This window comes from Halanaerobium saccharolyticum, from assembly GCF_004362045.1.
Lineage (GTDB): Bacteria > Bacillota > Halanaerobiia > Halanaerobiales > Halanaerobiaceae > Halanaerobium > Halanaerobium saccharolyticum_C.
Map to the genome: position 1 here is coordinate 21,528 of NZ_SNWX01000032.1, position 15,520 is coordinate 37,047.

Genomic DNA, 15,520 nt, shown 5'->3' on the forward strand with positions numbered 1-15,520 from the left:
GCTACATGTTTTCTTCCAAAACGTTTGCTATTTCTTCAGGGCAACCACTGGCTCTAACTTTTATTAAATAACTTTCAGGCTTTTCTTCAATGTCTAAAATTTTTTCAATCTCATCACAAACTCTTCTCTTTCTGTCTGCTTCTGATTCAACTTCTGTATTTGATAATAAATCTAAATAAGTAAATAGAAGTTCTAACCTATTTTTATTTTGATCGCTTAAAAATTTACTCATTATTTATCCCTCCTTAATCAGTTCTCCATGACTGTTAAACATTAATCCTTGTCTAACTACCTCCGCACTCGCCCCTACTCCATGTTCCTCATTATGGCAGTCTAAGCATAGGTATTCTAAGTTGTCGAAGCTAAGAGTAATTTCTGGATCATTAATATTGTCAGGAGTTAAGTATTCAATGTGATGAACTATTTTGCCTGGATTGACCTTGTCATTCTCCAGGCATCTCTCGCACAGTCCATTCACTTCTGTGATATAAGCCTCTCTGCATTCTTGCCATTCTTTACTCTTATAAAAACTTTTAGCCCATTCCTTTGCCATCTTTCCAATCCTCCAGGCTAATTATGTCATTATCATCAGCAAAAATATATCTATGATAAGCAAGTATGCAATCAAAGCAAAGATTATGCTTATTCATATCTTTAGTAGCGTTTTTGGAGAAGTATTTACTTTCACACTTGCTGCATGTCTTGTCGCCTCTAATAATGGCTGGCATCAAATCACCTCTGGCAAATATGTAATATAAACCGGCTGGGCTGGCCGGCAGCAGTATATTATAAAAGAGGTATCCAACAGACGCCCACAACGATTTCTGTAATTATTAGTTTTTGGCATAGAAAAACCCAGCTCGTCTGGTAACAAGCCGGGCAAAACAATAAAGGAGGAAAGTTATTGAAAAAACTTATACTTTCCATGATATTAATATATCATCTTTTAAAGCCTTAAATGTTTACTAATTGTTTACTAACTGTTTATTTTTTTGCATATCCGAGAATTCTTGCTATTTTCTCTATTGCCTGGTCCTTAAAATCATAATATTTGTTTCTTCCCCACTCGAATTTTGGGTGAGTATATATGTTCACATCTTTCTCGAATCTTCCTGTCATATACTTTTTTTCCACTACAAATCTTTCTATCGTGTCTAGCGCCTTTAGAGCTTCTTCAATTTTTGCTATCATGCACTCTTTACTTCTTAATTCTTCTTTGAGTTCACTTTCATCTCGATTAATTACTGCATTTTCTGTAGCTGATCTAAAATCATTGCTGCCTTTAACGTTTACTCCTTCATAACTTACCCCTCGATTTGACTCAATTAATTCGTCTAATTCTATTCTGATTACGGCACATCGCTGTTTATATTCTTTGTAGTTAAGCAGCTCCTTAATTACTCTTGAATAATAATCCTGCATCCAATCACCCTTTTTGTTGAAATAGTTTAGCGAACTCATTAAATATTATTTTTTCTAATTCTTCAGTACTATCCGGGATTTCTTTAATTTTAATTGTTATTGGCTCAATCTTTGTAATTAATTCATTAGAATGTTTTTCAAAATAAAAAGTTACATTCCAGGAGTCAATAGTTATGCATTCTTTTCTACCGACCATAAACCCAGTAGTATTGGCTGATATTTTAATGATTTCAATATTCACCCGCAATCACCCCTGTTAGTCCTCATTTTAATATCGGTACCTTTGTGTCTTTCCAGCCAATCAGCTTCCTCTTCCCTCAGAAGCTCATTAATTGGTTTCTCTCTTCCGCATCTAATGCAAGTGCCTTTATTCTTAACACTATCTAATATCATTGTCCTCCGGTTGCAGTGAGGGCAAATAACCGGCACTTGAATATGAGTTTTAATTCCTTGATATTCACATATCTTTTTTGCTTCCTCCAGCATTTTGAATCAGCCCTTCCAATCTATCAAGTTTATTTTTATAATGCTTATCAGTTTCTTTTTCTGCAACATCTCCGTAAAAAGTTTTGATTTGTTCTATCATAATTTCAACATCCGCTATTTCCTCATACATTTTATTTGGATTTCCGGTCCTATGCAACTTTGATACAGCTTGAATTAATTCTGCGCACTCTTCCATTAGCATAATTGATTGAGATTTAAAGCCCCACTTGTCTATTGCTTTTATATAAATTTGTTTTTTATCCATTTTTAATTCCGATCACCGGGCCAGCATCTATATTTTTGTCACTCATTAACCTCAACTCCTATTTTTATTTTCATTCTATTGAGTTGATCAATAGCATTATTAATCTGATCATTGATAGTTATTAACCTTCTTTCAATCGGCTGTAGCTTCTGCATAACTTCTAGTTCATCAACATTAAATCCTACCGTAAATTCTCTTAAAAGTAATGGATTGTCTAAGTCGTTTTTTATTTCTTTTACAATTTCCTCAATTCCATCAGTTAAATATTCTCTAGCAGTTCTGCTTGTTGGAATTTCTTTAGATTCTTGAACAAGTTCATTCAACGCAAAAATAATATCTTTTTTATTCATAATTAAACCTCTCCTTTCGACCGGGCCAGCACCCTAAATTTCTTCAATCCTAATTACAGCTCTCGGCTCATCATCAAAAAATATTCCAGTTTTGCCGTATCTCTTAATCTGCTTATCATTGTCAAAAGCATTTGCATACTGCAGCCCATCTTCAACTGCTTTTACTAGATTACTTAAGTCTCCGTGCCGCTTGTCATTGAAATAAAATTCACAACTTAATTTTAAATCACCTTTTAGCTTTTTCCCTTTAGAAGCCTTTTTCCACAGCCAAGCTATATCTCTTTGATACTGTAAGCTTTTTCTAGCTCTTTTTGTCCACTTAGATTTCTGTGTCATTCTTTGAGCAGGTACTGGTCTACCTGCAACTACAAATCCAAACTTCTCCATAATATTCATCTCCTTATAATGTCATACCAATTCCCCTCAGGTTCACAGCCTAACCACTCTTTATCAATTTTGCTTATTTTATGGCTTTTCTTGTCGATAGAAAGTCTAACATTCAAATCATCATGTGTTTTTCTATCTTCAAGCAATAATTCATTTCTGGTGCCTGGACTACATGCTATAACTCTGCCAGTGATCATATAACTTAAATACCAATCTTTAGTACAATAAACTTTTAAATCAGGCATTATTATCTCCTTTCATTGCCCGGGCCATCAAGGATAAACAATAGCATAAACATGATACTTCTTTTTGAATGATTCCCAGCCCATTTTGTGAGCTATATAGTGGTATTCAGCCGATAAACATATTTTCTCCAACTCACTGTCATCAATTTTTTGCCTGTTTCTTCCCATTCCAATATTATTACCATGATGAACATGGACTATTTCACCTGAATTGTCTATATAATAGTTTTTACCTGGCTTAGTACTGACAGCACATATTTTTTTATCCAGGCACATCCTTAACCATCTATCCAGGCTATCCAATCTATTCCTGGGGTTTTCTTTCCACTCCACTCCCAGCTCATAACCTAGCCTTATTGCAAAGTCTATAAAATCAATTGCTGCCTTTTTAGAACAATCTGATAAACTTATTCTTCCATGTTCAGATACCTCAGCAAACCTCATAACCAGGGCCTCTTTCATTTCTTCCTTTTCATACCCTATTGAGTTACCCATATCCTCAATGACAGCAAATGCTTTATTTCTCTGGCTTTTGGTTATCATATTCATTAATCTTTGCTGCTCTTTTTTGTTTATTTCAAATTTTACTCTGATTTCTTCCATTTCTTTGAGTTTTGGCCCGACATTAATCAAAACCCTTTTGCTGTCTTTCCCAGTTATCAATATAACTTCATGATCTCCATTAGCCAACTGTTCTATATTTTTGATTTTAGCTGAGGCCTGGGCCATCTGATTAAAGTTCACAATTAATGGTTTATCTTCAAACTTATCAAATCCATCTGGTATATCTTTTATGATCAGGTTTACTATTCCTGAATTTTTACGAGTCTTCCATTTTTTTAAGCTGCATCTAAATATCATTCTTCAACCTCCTGTAACCATTCCTCAGGAACTCTATAAAACCCACTCCAATTGCAAGCTACCAAAATTACTTCTTTGTATTCCTCGGGAACAAAGTAATGATAACCTAGTTCTTGGTCTGAGTATCCTTTGTAAGGTATTGTTCTTTTGCCTGAAATATAACCTTCTAATGGCTCATCAAGTTCTAACGTCTTATACTTAACATTGTCCATTCTTTCATCGTATCTATCTCTCTTTTTTAAATGACTATTGAATTTAACTTTTTGCCCTAATTTCATTTTCCGCCTCCTTCAACATCAAAATTAAATTTTACTTCATCATCTTCATTCTCTACAAATACATATATATGATTTGTATATTCACAAATACAACAACCTTCTTCTGGATCACAATATGGATTTGGGCAAGGTATTCTTTTCTTGATTTTGCTCATTTAAATTTCTCCCTTTAATATATCACTCTCTGTTTAATAAGACCTCAGTTCAAGACCAGCCGGGGGAAGATCTTAAGTTCTTAAGGTCTTTAGGTCTTAAATCCTGTCTGATTTCTTCTGGCCCGCTCGTTGGGCGAACCAACTCATGTCTTTTTCCATACTTCCAGTTTGCTGTCTTTCGTAACATCTACGGCAGACGCCTCCTCTACCATCTTCCTCTGCATACATTGTTTCGCATTCAGGACATTTATTCATTTTTGTCTCCTTTCTTTATTATTTGGCTAATTTCATCATGACAAATAGATTGAATATAGTTATGTGCTTCCGGTGGCAATTCTGGCATTTCTTTGCACACCCTTTGCGCAATTCTGTTTGTTAACGCGTCAATTTCATAATTGTTAAAGGTGTATATCATTATTATTCTACTCCTTTCTACTGGCCCGGGCCATCACCCTTGATTAAGGCCAGTCAACCTTTCAATTATTTCTATTCCATCTTTTGGGTCTATATGGTCCTCACAACCTTCACAGCTGACATTATCAAATCTTTCTACTTTCTTATCACACCACTCAACCGAAGCTATCCCGAGTTCTTTATGATAATACCAGGCACATGGCCGGTTAGTTAATGACTTGTGATAATGACAAAGGCTTCCTTTTCTAATTTGTTCGTCACAACCATCTATTTCGCAAATATAATAATCTTCCATTTACCTCCTTTCTGGAGGGTTGAAACAATGTCTACCGGCGCCCACCCGGTGTCAGGATATCAATAGATGATTTCTATTGCTCCTACCCTCCAATGCCAGGCACATAAACTTATGAAACTTTTTCTTTTGGTTTATATGATATTTTTAGCTGGCCCGGTCGATCGTTCTCAATTTCAGCCGGTGGTCTCATTTTAATTCCATCTATTATTAGTATTCCAAATCTCTTTTTGACCACTTTTGTTTTCATGCAAACACCTCAATCGTAGATTATTTCGTCAACGCAGTGAGCAAATATTACAGTTAATTTTCCTTCAAATTGCTCATCATTGATAATTCTGCAGAAATATACTATTTTATTGTTATAATAGTCTTTTGCTCTTTTTATGATTTTGTATTCATTCCCGTGCTTGTCTTTTATTTTATCCCCGCCTTCTAATTCATCTGGCTTTTTAGGAGTAGATAGTTGGCCTCTTGCAGCTGTTATATAATTATCTTCTCCAAGTTTAATTACGTAATTATCACCATCATAGCCAACTATTTTTACTTTTACTTGTCTGTCAAAAAACTGGAATATAGCTTCATCACCAATGCCAAATTGTAATTTATTTTTATTCGAAGTTTTCAAGGTTTTCCACTCTCCTTTATCGTAAATTTGAACAGTTAAATTCGCAATTCTCATGATTTACCTCCTAAAAGGGTACTTCAAAATCTTCTCCCTCAAAATTATCGTTATACTGTTCGTTTACTTGCTGTCCACTATTTTGCTGGGTTTTTTGATTGTTATTTTTGCTATTAGAGTGCTGGCTATTATTCTTAGAGTGCTGGCCGTTAGAATGCTGGCCCGGTCCCTGGCTGTTATTCTGCTGCTTATTCCCTTTAGTTTGTGAATTATTTCTCTGGCTATTATTGTTTGCAAAGTCCAGAAATCGAACATTATCTGCATTTACCTCTGGATTAATGTAAGTTCTGTTGTTCTTTTCACTCTTTCTAATCTGCAGGCTGCCATCTACTCCTACTAATCTTCCTTTTCCCAGATGCCTGGCGCAATTTTCTGCCAGGCCCCTCCAGGTAACGATATTGATGAAATCTACATCTTTTTCTCCATCTGCATTTGTGTAGTTCCTTTCTACTGCCAAAGTTAAGTTACAGACGGGAGTTCCGTTGCTGGTATAGCGTAGCTCGGGGTCTCGAGTTAGGCGGCCTATTAAAACTATTCTGTTGAGCATTCAATCACTTCCTTGATTTGGTTTTTATATTCTTTTCCAGTAAGTTTAAACATCATTATCACCAAGAGCGAGCAATATGAATTTATCAATATCATATTCTCCCTCTCTCAATATCTTTTCTAGATTAAATATAACAGTTCCATCTGAACATAAATCAACATCGTCTTCGAATATCCCTGTTTCCAAAAAATACTGAGGAATAGTTTCTAAAAAATCTTTTAGGTTACATGGCCTTATTAAAACTGTCATTTGATTAAAAATATCCATGGGGTCAAACCTTAGATCGCAATTATTTTCTTTGAGAAAATCATAAAGTTCAAAATTCATAAACAAACCTCCTTTTTAATATTCTGCTAAATCTGCCATATAACTTATTTCATCTTCTATAGCATCATTTAACTGTTTAATAGTTTTAACATCATCATAACTAGGTTCGCTTGACATAACTTCAAATTCTTGATCAAAAACACCTTCCATACCTAAGAATATTTTCAAATTATTATGCAACCTTTCGATTTGTTTATTAGACATTATTTATCATCTCCTATATTTGAATATTTTCCATGCACTAAATACCCAAAATCATTTTTTATCAAAGTTTCTAAAAGATCTATATCATAACCCCTGACAACTAAACTTCCTTCTTCCATATCCATATAATTTAGTAATTGAGCCACTGCCATTCCTAATTTGTTATATTTCTTTTCAAAATTCTCTTTAACTTCTAATGGCGGTGGTGGCGGACCTTTGGTAGTCTTAAATTTGATTGTTTCGCCATGTCTTTCTAATGCTGCTCCAATTTTTTTAAGGCCTTCCTCAGCACCTTCATTATCTCCATTCATTTTAGTTTGAACCATTATTCATCAACTCCTTTAGACTTTTTTAATAATACATTCAAGTTCATATCCTAATTTTTTCCCTAAAGATTCTTCAGGAAACTCTTTTAGATAATCTTGCGCTTCTCCCGCTGCCTGTAACAAATCTGGTGCAGCTGCTATTAATTGAGCTTTCTTTTTCTTTTCTGCATAAGTTAACTGGTCAGCAACAAAAGTCTTAACAACATTCCCATCTTCGTCTATTACTTCGATAATCTTATACATTGACCGCTCAAATTCTTTTAGTTTCCACATTTTAAGCCCCTCTTTTTTATAATAAATCTTCTAAATATTTTTTATTCTTAGCTCTTAATTTTGATCTGAATAAATCGAATCTAACAATGTTTTCTTCAACCTGGTAAGCAAATATATACCCATGTCTTATCAACTCGTTTATTGCACATTTGACTTCATACTCTGAATTACTGAACCGGTGAGTTATAAACTTGATATTAGTTTTATCAGTCCATTCTAGCTGGTCCCACAAGTAATTCATAACACCTTTAGCCTGCATTGATAATTTATTATTCTTATACCATGGTTCAAACTTGCCTTGTATTCCTTCTTGTCTTCTAATCTGAATATTAACTTCATTTTTTAAATGCTTTTCCATTTCTTTTATATTCAATTTATCCTCCTACCTTGCTCCACAGGCTCCACTATTACAATCTGGGTCTACTTCTCTATCAAATCCACCGTCGAGACCAACTTTATTTGCTTCCGTTTCAGACTCATTATTTGACTTTTCCCGGCTTTCTAATATTTTTTCTGGAACCATTTCTTTTTCGCCGCACTCCTGGCAAATTAGAATTTTGTAATCAGAATAACTTGTTAATTCAGTTTCTTTAATTCGGTGATCAGTTTCTTTTCGACAACTTTTGCACTCTTTATTAATCATATTTACCTCCTGCCTATTTTTGTAAACCTCGCTATAAACCAAATTATAAATATCCAAAATACAATTCTACTGTTCATCTTCTTCCTCTTGCAACTTTCTGTACTTCTCCTCGACAATTTCATCAATTACTGATTCCGGTAGTCCTGGATGCTCTTTTCTAAGTTTTTCTTTGATGTGATCAAGATTCATGTCGCCCTCCTTAGCCGATTTTGTTAATCCACTCAATATTAGTGATTACTAATTTGCTTTTTTTATTCAATTTTTCTTCTAATTCATCTTCTAATCTCCGCCTTCGCGCTGGAGTTATTCTTTTGGAAGTGCTTATAAGCACGTTTCCTGTATCCTCAAATGTTTTATAATGAATTCTATATCTGAAAAAATTTTGTTTTTTAATTTTCATCTGTCCCTCCTAACTTTAACCAGTATTCCTTTGATTTTTCCAATATTCCCAGTGATCACAATCCTCCAGTTCAATTTTACAGTTATCTTTTTCTTTGCAGTGACCGCAGAAGTTATCTTCAAGCTTTTTTAGCATTCTTTCTTTCGCGCTAATTCTTTCAATGCCGAGATATTTGCTTTTGAATTCTGACCATTTCATTCTTTTAATGATAAACCCTATACTCGGTCCGCCAAACTTTTTCTTATATCGCTTATAGGACCTATAAGTCAAATCTTTTTCTCCACTCCATTTGACTGCAGCCTTTGCAGTTTTTATCGCGTCCTTCATAGACCAAGCCATTTTAAGCACCTCTCACTTTGATTTCCAGCCTGATTTCTTTGAAGCTTTCGCTAAGGTCTATCTCAAAGTCTGTATAATTAGCACTTTCCAGCGCTCTTTCAATGACCGGGCCAGCAAGTTTAATCCTTTTTCCTTCATTTTCCCGTTTTACGCTTTTAATCAAATCTGCCATATCGTCTTTAGTCGTCTGGTCAACATTCCCATTAACTATTACTGGTTTCATCTCTTTCACCACCCCTAATAAATTTAGCGCCTGTTTTGCCACCACATTCTTCACATGTTGTTCCATATACAGTCCAGTTTTCAGTTGACTCCTCATGATTTATTGGAGCTTCTTTTCCGCACTCCATACAAACTATTTCAATATTTGAAATTGACATTTCCTCACTCCTTAAATCTATCCCAATCGTCTATGAAATGGTCTTTCCACTTGTAGTCGCAATTATCAGGACTGTCTTTATTTTTAGCATTTTTAGCAGCTGTCTTAAGATCGTCAATATCTTCAATGCCTTTTTGGGTCCAATCGTTCAATACTGCTCGACAATATGCCAGGGGTTTATCTTTTTCGACTGAAATCTTGCAGGCTTTCAAAATTACTGCCTCTGACATTTGCTGCAGGTAGTTTTCGAACTTATCCACATTTTCTTCAAAGAAAATTTTGAATTTCTTTTTCTTATTTTCATTATTTTTCATTATTAAATCATTATTAACATTATTGTTTGTGTGTTTTTGATGTGTTTTTGATGTGTTTTGGTTATGCTTTTGATATGTTTTTGCGTCGTTTTTACAATTATCTAAACCTTGATAATCGCTATAATTTAGCACCTTAACGACCGTCTTTTTAGTGTCGCTTTTATAACTTATCATTTCTTGATTGGTCAAAAGTTTTAGAAAGTTTTTAACTTTTGTATTTGACCAACCCCAGCGATCACAAAGTTTTCTAATTGAAGTTATCATTTCCCCTGGCTCGACCTTTACAACTTCATTCCCCAGCAGAACTTCATTTTCTTTATGATTAACCGAAAGCAGTATATCTATCCAAGCTTGACCTTTCGCAAAAGGTTTATCCTGCCAGAGAATATTATTCTGCATTTTTCTATGAAGAGAAATCCATCCTTGAGCTCCCACCTAATCAACCCCTTGTGTCACCTTCTAAAGCATTTAGCAAATCTTTAAGTTCTTTGTTTAATTCAAACCGATCAGGTCTAACTGGCATAACTAAGCCAACCAGATTTCCGTTGTCAGAATAAATTGCGACAATAGAAATTTCACTCTTGATTTTTAATTGATAACCTTCAAAAATTTGATAATAATTATCTTGCATTACACCAACGCAATTGTTGGTATAATAAAGTCTATATTCATCATCAAATATAAACTTAGATGCTTTTGCCGGTTCAAAACTATCTAGTTTTTCAAATAATTCTCCGATATCCGGGCCATCTCCACTCAAAGTCATTCCATAGGTGGAGCACTTATCTCCAACTTCTAAATCTGGTATATAGGCATTTCTTTTTAATGAAGAATATTTACTCTTGAATCTATTAAACTGATTTTGATTCATCCTAATTAAAAAATACGTATTAGTTACCCAATAAGTGTTTTCTTCTTCCCGCCAACAATGAACATTATCTTTCTTTAACTCCTTAATTGCTTTTTTAATTTTCATTAGGCCTTTCCTCCTCTAATAGTTTTGATTTTCTCAACCTCAGATTACTAAATTTAATCTTTTCTTTCTCCAGTATTTCATTTGCCCGCCAGAATGGATTATCGTCACTTCTGAAAAAGAAATACATTGTCTGACCTAATTCCTTATCAAAATAAATGGCCTCGTAAAGTTCCATATTTGCCTCTTTCTCGTCAATCTTCTTTTCGATAGCCTTTTGTACCTTAATCTCAATCGTCTGCTCGTTTGATACGAGATTATCCAAATATTCGTCGGCTGTTAAGACAGTTCCGACCGCAATTCCAATAGAAAAGACCATGATGAAAAAACTGAATGCTATTTTTTTGTTAATTGTCATCATTTCCATCGCTCCAGGTTGTTAATGTTTTTAAATTCTGATATATTATAGTTAGATTGTTTTTTCTTAACTAGCTTAGCTGATTCGAACTCAGCTGAGCTTTTTCTGCTTTTTCTCCATAATTTTCTGATGTTTTCAAAAAGAAAGAGAATGATTTTCTGTAATAAAAAACTCCAGATCATTCCCATTATGAATGTTTGTAGTAATAACTTCTCTATCTCTGTCATTAATTTCCCTCCTCAATCAGTCTTTTCTGTAAATTCAATTCTATCTGAGTATTTTCTTTCAATATATCCTACATTGGTCTCATTAATTACTTTTCCATCGTCATTAATCTGAACAGCTACAATGTGCATTAAGTTTCCAACTTTGTGAGGGTTTAATTTTAGTGTAAATTTCATTATTTATTTTCCTTTATAATTCTTAATGCTTTTTCTAAACCTGCAATATTTCCGGCCCTCCAGGATGTGTTGTCATCTCTTCTTGCCTGTTTCGAAATTTCTAGAGCCTTTTTTATTTCTTTAGCTGCAGCTGGCTTACCCTGCTGCGCTTTTAGCATATCTTTATTTATTTCTCGTAATTCTTTCAGTAGTTCTTTTTTAGTGCCTGTTCTTTCATATCTTTTGATAAGATCATAAACATCAAGTTCTATTTTTTTGATTTTTTTGAATTCAATCATTATTATTGACCCCCCTCTATTTAACTACCCTTATTTCTTTAAAAGGTTTTTTATCTATAACTTCTTCTCCATAAAACCAACTTAAAAATGTATCTCTCGGGATCCGCCAGGACTGATTGATTTTTTTTGCTCCTGGTATGTCTCCAGCTGCTATAGCATCATAAACTTTTCTTTTGCTGATTCCTAAAAGTTCAGATAAATGATTAGCAGTTAAGGCAAAAGGTAGTTTCATTCTCTCTTCTTCTATTTTTTCTTCAAGTATTTCTCTTGCCTGAATAGTTATATCCAATTTTCTCACCCACTTAAGCTGAATACTTAATAACTAATTTCTCAACTACCATTGTATAAATTTCTTTCAGTCTTGGTTCCTCTTCAATTACATCAAGTTTATTTACTTGCCTAATCTTTGATTTTTTAGCTCCAGCCTGCTCTAACCTGTCTTTTAAATTATTTAGCCTGACATCGAGTCTGCATCTTGCTCTATTTTCCAAAATGTCATAACTCTGTTTTCTAATTTCCCTGTAATTTTTGTTTCTAAAAGCTATACTGTTAATTTGCTGATTAACCCAGTTTCTCCAATCCTCGTCAGTATGGATTATTGCACCTTTAATTGTTTCGATTTGTTTTTCTTGATGATCAACTTTCTGTTTTAATTCTTTTACTGATTCAGCTTGCATAATTATTAAGTCTTCTACTGAATTTGGTTTTGAAATATACTGGCCGGTTTTTCTGATTTCAGGTATCACTTCATGAGTTATCCATCTCTTAAATTTCTTAGCTTCTGGCTTTCTGCTACCTAATACTAAATTATAAAGGCCAAATTCATTAACTAAGTTTGTTTCTCCAACTCTACCCCCTAGATTCAATCTAGTCACTTCGTCAGCATCTAATCTTTTAACAGCATCAGTAGTATTTTTTATATCTAAAGAATCACAAACATCTTTTGCAACAAATAAAACCTGATCATTTCTTTTTAAAGTTCTTACTTCTCCAAAATTTTTATTTTCAAATATTTTAATATTGCTCATTTTTTACCTCCTATATTCACTATTTACGAACCTTTGCGCAAAAAATTATTTGCTTTTGTTCTCTCCTACTTCTTCATAGTTCGATTCTTCAAAAATTTGAGTCATGCTGACATCCAAAGCTAATGTTATTTTTCTTAAAGCCCTGAGACTCGGGTCAGCATTCTCATTTTCAATTTCAGAAAGATAATTTCTTGAAAGATCAGCTTTTTTTGCTAACTCATTTTGCCTCATCCTTTTTTCTACTCTCAATTCTTTAATTAATTGCCCTATTGACTTACTCACTTAAACCACCTCCTTTTTTCGTAAATATTGAATTCTAAAATTATTATATAAACTAAAGTTCATTATAGCAAAACCCATAAAATATAATTATGGACTCTTAAAAGCGGTTAGGTAATATTAACTCTTTAATTCTTTGATGTTCGTAGAAAGTTAACAAATTTTCTCTTTACACGAACATAATAATGTATTATAATGTAATTGTACAATCATAGTGAACATACAGAAAGGAGCAAAATTATGAGTTTGGGCGAAAAAATTAAAAAGATTAGAAAAGAAGCTGGTTATACTCAATCAGATTTAAGAGAAAAAGCTAATATATCTAAAGGTTATTTATCTGAAATAGAGAATGATAAGCAAGAACCTTCTTTAAAAGTACTTAGAAGAATAGCTAAAGCTTTAGGTATATCCTCCTCTTACCTTTTAAGCGAATTTGAAAACCACGAAAATAAAATAGAAGGATATAAAGAATTTGAAATTATACCAGTGTTAGGTTCAATAGCAGCAGGCCAACCTGTATTTGCTGAGGAAAACATTAAAGAATATGCAAAAGTTCCTACTGAGAAAGTTCAAAACGGTCAATATTTTTATTTAGAAGTTAGCGGCGACAGTATGATCGGAGCTGGGATTCATGAAGGCGATTTAGTTTTGGTTAGAAAACAAAACGATGTAGCACATAAAGAAATAGCGGTTGTTATGGTTAATGCTCATGATGCCACTTTAAAGAGAGTCTTCAAGCAAAACGGCAATGTAATTTTACAGCCAGAGAACAAAAAGTATGATCCAATTTTTATTAAAAGTAAAGACGCAAGAATTATTGGCAAAGTTGTTGGTCTCACAAGATCATTTTAAAAAAGGGGGCAAATTATGACAGATGTAATTTTAGGAATACTTTGGTTTTTTACAGCAGGAAGTTGGTTATTGTCAGCAATAGTTTTCTATTTTTCTTTCAGCGGAATGCGTTCAATGGTTTTGATGGGTTCAAATTATGGTTTATTTGGAGCTTTTCAAGGTATAGCTTTCGGGATTATGCTTATTGCGGTCGGTACTATTTTTGGAGGTTTAGCAGCTTTAATTTCAGAAGTTAGAAACACTAGGCAAGTTTTGCAAAAGGAGGAATAAATCATGGTAGGTTTCTTGCAGTTTCTCGGTATATTGTCAGCTTTAGGCGGGATGTTAGGTGTTTTTGAATTTGGATATATTGATTACGGATCAGGTATAATGGAAGCTAATCCATATTTAATTGGCGTTTATATCGCAAGTGGCCTTGTAGGTTTCGGACTTTTTTGGGCCTTAGCTGCTATAATTGATAATCTCAAAAAAATTAATGAAAAACTCAAAAAAGAAGGTGATTAATCAATGGCAAGTGAACCCAGAAAGACTAAAGCAGGCAACTGGGAAGTATTTGTCTATATGGGCCGGGATTCTGAAGGTAAACAAATTAGAGAAAGCAGCACTTTCGATACAAAAAAAGAAGCTCAAAGGTGGGCCAGAGATAAAGAGCTAGAAAAAGAAACGGGCATCTTGATGGAATTTGCCAACATGACTTTCAAGCAGTATATTGACAGGTGGTTTGATGAGTATGTAGATGAGCAGCTGTCTCCTGTTACTCATGATAGGTACTATAATGTACTCTATCATCAAGTTCTAAAAATGCTGGGTAAATTAAAACTTAAAGAGATTCAGCCGGCTCACATTCAGTCTTACCTCACTTCTATTCGAAAGCGCGGCGGAAGTACAAAAACTCAACAATATCATTATGCGATTATCTCTTCTGCTCTCACTTATGCCGATGAAATGAATTATATTTATCAAAATCCAATACAGAATGTCAGGAAGCCTGGTGGCAAAACTCAGCGAAAAGTCACAAAGAAAAAGAAAAAAGTAAAAGCAATCAATAGAGATATGCTTAAAAAATGGCTAGAATTTGTTCAGGATTATGATCAGTATCTATTTGATTATTGTTACATTGCAATTAATACCGGAATGTGTCTTGAGGAGATGATAGGCTCCAGGTGGAAGGATTTAAACTTTAGCAAGGGGATTATTACTGTTGAGCAGGTTGCTGTCTATGTTATCGGCAGAGGAACTGTATTTAAAGAGACTCCGAAAGCGGCTGATAGGTTTAGAAAGATACCTATATCAGATAGCCTAGCAAACTTTTATCGCGGTATCTGGAAAAGGCAGCAGGAAATGAAAATGCACTTAGGCGATGAATATAAGGACCATAATTTAATTCTTTGCAAAGATGATGGAGAACATTATGCTCCCAGAACTGTACAGAATAAAATAAGAAAAGCCAGAGAAGCTGGCGGCTTCCCTGACTGGATCACATCCCATATATTTCGACACACTTTTGCATCTCTATTTTTAGCTGAAAACAAAAATATTAAAGAACTTCAAAAGTTACTCGGCCACTCTTCTTACGTGATTACTGCTGATACTTACAGCCATTTTCTAAAGAAAGATTTTGAAAGAGCGAGAAATGATATTTCAAAAGCTGTAGGGTCCGTTTTCTCAGTGCAGGATTAGTGCAGGATTTTGCACTGACCATTCCCTATAATCCCTGTTATATTAATACTTTAGTTATTTTATGCGCACAATCCCATGTTAT

At 34.0% G+C, this 15,520-nt stretch carries 41 protein-coding genes; 4 read left to right on the forward strand and 37 right to left on the reverse strand.

Annotated features, from left to right (window positions below; translation table 11 throughout):
• Position 1: 1 nt before the first annotated feature.
• The 37 genes from DFR79_RS13890 to DFR79_RS14035 all read right to left on the reverse strand — a co-directional run bounded on the left by DFR79_RS13890 (position 2) and on the right by DFR79_RS14035 (position 12,909).
• The gene (locus DFR79_RS13890) at positions 2 to 232 is read right to left on the reverse strand and encodes a hypothetical protein (protein WP_133516077.1); all 231 of its coding nucleotides are present in this window, start codon (positions 230 to 232) and stop codon (positions 2 to 4) included.
• 3 nt (positions 233 to 235) lie between these two features.
• On the reverse strand, positions 236 to 553 hold the full coding sequence (locus tag DFR79_RS13895) for an HNH endonuclease signature motif containing protein (protein WP_133516078.1): 318 nt from the start codon (positions 551 to 553) through the stop codon (positions 236 to 238).
• The gene (locus DFR79_RS16160) at positions 534 to 728 is read right to left on the reverse strand and encodes a hypothetical protein (protein ID WP_166638063.1); all 195 of its coding nucleotides are present in this window, start codon (positions 726 to 728) and stop codon (positions 534 to 536) included. Before DFR79_RS16160 ends, DFR79_RS13895 begins: the two co-directional genes overlap by 20 nt.
• A gap of 256 nt (positions 729 to 984) precedes the next feature.
• Complete coding sequence (locus tag DFR79_RS13900; protein WP_089858240.1) at positions 985 to 1,422, reverse strand: hypothetical protein; 438 nt, start codon at positions 1,420 to 1,422, stop codon at positions 985 to 987.
• A gap of 4 nt (positions 1,423 to 1,426) precedes the next feature.
• The gene (locus DFR79_RS13905) at positions 1,427 to 1,663 is read right to left on the reverse strand and encodes a hypothetical protein (protein ID WP_133516079.1); all 237 of its coding nucleotides are present in this window, start codon (positions 1,661 to 1,663) and stop codon (positions 1,427 to 1,429) included.
• Positions 1,664 to 1,879: 216 nt separating this feature from the next.
• Complete coding sequence (locus DFR79_RS13910) at positions 1,880 to 2,173, reverse strand: hypothetical protein (protein ID WP_133516080.1); 294 nt, start codon at positions 2,171 to 2,173, stop codon at positions 1,880 to 1,882.
• Between the two features lie 38 nt (positions 2,174 to 2,211).
• Positions 2,212 to 2,523, reverse strand: coding sequence for a hypothetical protein (locus tag DFR79_RS13915; protein WP_133516081.1), 312 nt, complete (start codon positions 2,521 to 2,523; stop codon positions 2,212 to 2,214).
• Between the two features lie 33 nt (positions 2,524 to 2,556).
• Positions 2,557 to 2,910, reverse strand: coding sequence for a RusA family crossover junction endodeoxyribonuclease (locus DFR79_RS13920; RefSeq protein ID WP_166638064.1), 354 nt, complete (start codon positions 2,908 to 2,910; stop codon positions 2,557 to 2,559).
• A 5-nt stretch (positions 2,911 to 2,915) separates the two neighbouring features.
• Positions 2,916 to 3,155, reverse strand: a complete 240-nt coding sequence (locus DFR79_RS13925) for a hypothetical protein (protein WP_133516083.1) — start codon at positions 3,153 to 3,155, stop codon at positions 2,916 to 2,918.
• A gap of 27 nt (positions 3,156 to 3,182) precedes the next feature.
• The gene (locus tag DFR79_RS13930; protein WP_133516084.1) at positions 3,183 to 4,016 is read right to left on the reverse strand and encodes a putative HNHc nuclease; all 834 of its coding nucleotides are present in this window, start codon (positions 4,014 to 4,016) and stop codon (positions 3,183 to 3,185) included.
• A complete protein-coding gene (locus tag DFR79_RS13935; RefSeq protein ID WP_133516085.1) occupies positions 4,013 to 4,294 on the reverse strand; it encodes a hypothetical protein in 282 nt (93 codons plus the stop codon). The genes DFR79_RS13930 and DFR79_RS13935 overlap by 4 nt, the downstream gene beginning before the upstream one ends.
• Positions 4,291 to 4,449 carry a hypothetical protein gene (locus tag DFR79_RS16165; RefSeq protein ID WP_166638065.1) on the reverse strand — a complete coding sequence of 53 codons (159 nt, stop codon included), beginning with the start codon at positions 4,447 to 4,449 and terminating at the stop codon, positions 4,291 to 4,293. Before DFR79_RS16165 ends, DFR79_RS13935 begins: the two co-directional genes overlap by 4 nt.
• A gap of 49 nt (positions 4,450 to 4,498) precedes the next feature.
• Complete coding sequence (locus tag DFR79_RS16170; RefSeq protein WP_166638066.1) at positions 4,499 to 4,636, reverse strand: hypothetical protein; 138 nt, start codon at positions 4,634 to 4,636, stop codon at positions 4,499 to 4,501.
• A gap of 261 nt (positions 4,637 to 4,897) precedes the next feature.
• Positions 4,898 to 5,158 carry a hypothetical protein gene (locus tag DFR79_RS13940; protein ID WP_133516086.1) on the reverse strand — a complete coding sequence of 87 codons (261 nt, stop codon included), beginning with the start codon at positions 5,156 to 5,158 and terminating at the stop codon, positions 4,898 to 4,900.
• A 109-nt stretch (positions 5,159 to 5,267) separates the two neighbouring features.
• Positions 5,268 to 5,405 carry a hypothetical protein gene (locus tag DFR79_RS16175; RefSeq protein WP_166638067.1) on the reverse strand — a complete coding sequence of 46 codons (138 nt, stop codon included), beginning with the start codon at positions 5,403 to 5,405 and terminating at the stop codon, positions 5,268 to 5,270.
• Between the two features lie 9 nt (positions 5,406 to 5,414).
• Positions 5,415 to 5,837 (reverse strand): hypothetical protein, encoded by a 423-nt coding sequence (locus DFR79_RS13945; protein WP_133516087.1) that lies wholly within the window; start codon positions 5,835 to 5,837, stop codon positions 5,415 to 5,417.
• Between the two features lie 10 nt (positions 5,838 to 5,847).
• On the reverse strand, positions 5,848 to 6,384 hold the full coding sequence (locus DFR79_RS13950) for a single-stranded DNA-binding protein (protein ID WP_133516088.1): 537 nt from the start codon (positions 6,382 to 6,384) through the stop codon (positions 5,848 to 5,850).
• Between the two features lie 45 nt (positions 6,385 to 6,429).
• Positions 6,430 to 6,711 (reverse strand): hypothetical protein, encoded by a 282-nt coding sequence (locus tag DFR79_RS13955; protein WP_133516089.1) that lies wholly within the window; start codon positions 6,709 to 6,711, stop codon positions 6,430 to 6,432.
• 15 nt (positions 6,712 to 6,726) lie between these two features.
• Entirely contained in the window at positions 6,727 to 6,915 is a 189-nt protein-coding gene (locus DFR79_RS13960) for a hypothetical protein (protein WP_133516090.1), read from the reverse strand.
• Entirely contained in the window at positions 6,915 to 7,241 is a 327-nt protein-coding gene (locus DFR79_RS13965) for a hypothetical protein (protein ID WP_133516091.1), read from the reverse strand. The genes DFR79_RS13960 and DFR79_RS13965 overlap by 1 nt, the downstream gene beginning before the upstream one ends.
• Before the next feature lie 15 nt (positions 7,242 to 7,256).
• Positions 7,257 to 7,514, reverse strand: a complete 258-nt coding sequence (locus DFR79_RS13970) for a hypothetical protein (protein ID WP_133516092.1) — start codon at positions 7,512 to 7,514, stop codon at positions 7,257 to 7,259.
• 16 nt (positions 7,515 to 7,530) lie between these two features.
• The gene (locus DFR79_RS13975; protein ID WP_133516093.1) at positions 7,531 to 7,887 is read right to left on the reverse strand and encodes a hypothetical protein; all 357 of its coding nucleotides are present in this window, start codon (positions 7,885 to 7,887) and stop codon (positions 7,531 to 7,533) included.
• Positions 7,888 to 7,896: 9 nt separating this feature from the next.
• Positions 7,897 to 8,157: a hypothetical protein gene (locus tag DFR79_RS13980; protein WP_133516094.1), complete on the reverse strand. Its 261-nt coding sequence runs from the start codon at positions 8,155 to 8,157 to the stop codon at positions 7,897 to 7,899.
• Between the two features lie 66 nt (positions 8,158 to 8,223).
• Positions 8,224 to 8,346 carry a hypothetical protein gene (locus DFR79_RS16450; RefSeq protein ID WP_279512893.1) on the reverse strand — a complete coding sequence of 41 codons (123 nt, stop codon included), beginning with the start codon at positions 8,344 to 8,346 and terminating at the stop codon, positions 8,224 to 8,226.
• A gap of 10 nt (positions 8,347 to 8,356) precedes the next feature.
• Entirely contained in the window at positions 8,357 to 8,557 is a 201-nt protein-coding gene (locus tag DFR79_RS13985) for a hypothetical protein (protein ID WP_133516095.1), read from the reverse strand.
• A 15-nt stretch (positions 8,558 to 8,572) separates the two neighbouring features.
• Positions 8,573 to 8,896 carry a hypothetical protein gene (locus DFR79_RS13990; RefSeq protein WP_133516096.1) on the reverse strand — a complete coding sequence of 108 codons (324 nt, stop codon included), beginning with the start codon at positions 8,894 to 8,896 and terminating at the stop codon, positions 8,573 to 8,575.
• A 1-nt stretch (position 8,897) separates the two neighbouring features.
• A complete protein-coding gene (locus DFR79_RS13995) occupies positions 8,898 to 9,119 on the reverse strand; it encodes a hypothetical protein (protein WP_133516097.1) in 222 nt (73 codons plus the stop codon).
• Positions 9,100 to 9,276, reverse strand: coding sequence for a hypothetical protein (locus DFR79_RS16180; RefSeq protein ID WP_166638068.1), 177 nt, complete (start codon positions 9,274 to 9,276; stop codon positions 9,100 to 9,102). Before DFR79_RS16180 ends, DFR79_RS13995 begins: the two co-directional genes overlap by 20 nt.
• Before the next feature lie 4 nt (positions 9,277 to 9,280).
• Entirely contained in the window at positions 9,281 to 10,024 is a 744-nt protein-coding gene (locus DFR79_RS14000; protein ID WP_133516098.1) for a DnaD domain protein, read from the reverse strand.
• 4 nt (positions 10,025 to 10,028) lie between these two features.
• The gene (locus tag DFR79_RS14005; RefSeq protein ID WP_133516099.1) at positions 10,029 to 10,565 is read right to left on the reverse strand and encodes a hypothetical protein; all 537 of its coding nucleotides are present in this window, start codon (positions 10,563 to 10,565) and stop codon (positions 10,029 to 10,031) included.
• Entirely contained in the window at positions 10,555 to 10,923 is a 369-nt protein-coding gene (locus DFR79_RS14010; RefSeq protein WP_133516100.1) for a hypothetical protein, read from the reverse strand. Before DFR79_RS14010 ends, DFR79_RS14005 begins: the two co-directional genes overlap by 11 nt.
• Positions 10,920 to 11,147 (reverse strand): hypothetical protein, encoded by a 228-nt coding sequence (locus DFR79_RS14015; protein WP_133516101.1) that lies wholly within the window; start codon positions 11,145 to 11,147, stop codon positions 10,920 to 10,922. The genes DFR79_RS14010 and DFR79_RS14015 overlap by 4 nt, the downstream gene beginning before the upstream one ends.
• A gap of 12 nt (positions 11,148 to 11,159) precedes the next feature.
• Positions 11,160 to 11,321, reverse strand: coding sequence for a hypothetical protein (locus DFR79_RS16185; RefSeq protein ID WP_166638069.1), 162 nt, complete (start codon positions 11,319 to 11,321; stop codon positions 11,160 to 11,162).
• Positions 11,321 to 11,599: a hypothetical protein gene (locus DFR79_RS14020; protein WP_133516102.1), complete on the reverse strand. Its 279-nt coding sequence runs from the start codon at positions 11,597 to 11,599 to the stop codon at positions 11,321 to 11,323. Before DFR79_RS14020 ends, DFR79_RS16185 begins: the two co-directional genes overlap by 1 nt.
• A 16-nt stretch (positions 11,600 to 11,615) precedes the next feature.
• A complete protein-coding gene (locus tag DFR79_RS14025) occupies positions 11,616 to 11,888 on the reverse strand; it encodes a helix-turn-helix domain-containing protein (RefSeq protein WP_133516103.1) in 273 nt (90 codons plus the stop codon).
• Between the two features lie 13 nt (positions 11,889 to 11,901).
• Positions 11,902 to 12,627, reverse strand: a complete 726-nt coding sequence (locus tag DFR79_RS14030) for a BRO-N domain-containing protein (RefSeq protein ID WP_133516104.1) — start codon at positions 12,625 to 12,627, stop codon at positions 11,902 to 11,904.
• A gap of 45 nt (positions 12,628 to 12,672) precedes the next feature.
• Positions 12,673 to 12,909 (reverse strand): helix-turn-helix transcriptional regulator, encoded by a 237-nt coding sequence (locus DFR79_RS14035; protein WP_133516105.1) that lies wholly within the window; start codon positions 12,907 to 12,909, stop codon positions 12,673 to 12,675.
• A 237-nt stretch (positions 12,910 to 13,146) separates the two neighbouring features.
• On the opposite strand from DFR79_RS14035, the gene lexA reads away from it, so the two are divergent.
• Genes lexA through DFR79_RS14055 form a run of 4 tightly spaced genes read left to right on the forward strand, consistent with a single transcriptional unit; the run spans position 13,147 to position 15,438 of the window.
• Complete coding sequence (lexA, locus tag DFR79_RS14040) at positions 13,147 to 13,758, forward strand: transcriptional repressor LexA (protein ID WP_133516106.1); 612 nt, start codon at positions 13,147 to 13,149, stop codon at positions 13,756 to 13,758.
• Positions 13,759 to 13,773: 15 nt separating this feature from the next.
• On the forward strand, positions 13,774 to 14,028 hold the full coding sequence (locus DFR79_RS14045) for a hypothetical protein (protein ID WP_133516107.1): 255 nt from the start codon (positions 13,774 to 13,776) through the stop codon (positions 14,026 to 14,028).
• A 3-nt stretch (positions 14,029 to 14,031) separates the two neighbouring features.
• Positions 14,032 to 14,262, forward strand: a complete 231-nt coding sequence (locus DFR79_RS14050; protein WP_133516108.1) for a hypothetical protein — start codon at positions 14,032 to 14,034, stop codon at positions 14,260 to 14,262.
• 3 nt (positions 14,263 to 14,265) lie between these two features.
• Positions 14,266 to 15,438 carry a site-specific integrase gene (locus DFR79_RS14055; RefSeq protein ID WP_133516109.1) on the forward strand — a complete coding sequence of 391 codons (1,173 nt, stop codon included), beginning with the start codon at positions 14,266 to 14,268 and terminating at the stop codon, positions 15,436 to 15,438.
• Positions 15,439 to 15,520 lie beyond the last annotated feature (82 nt).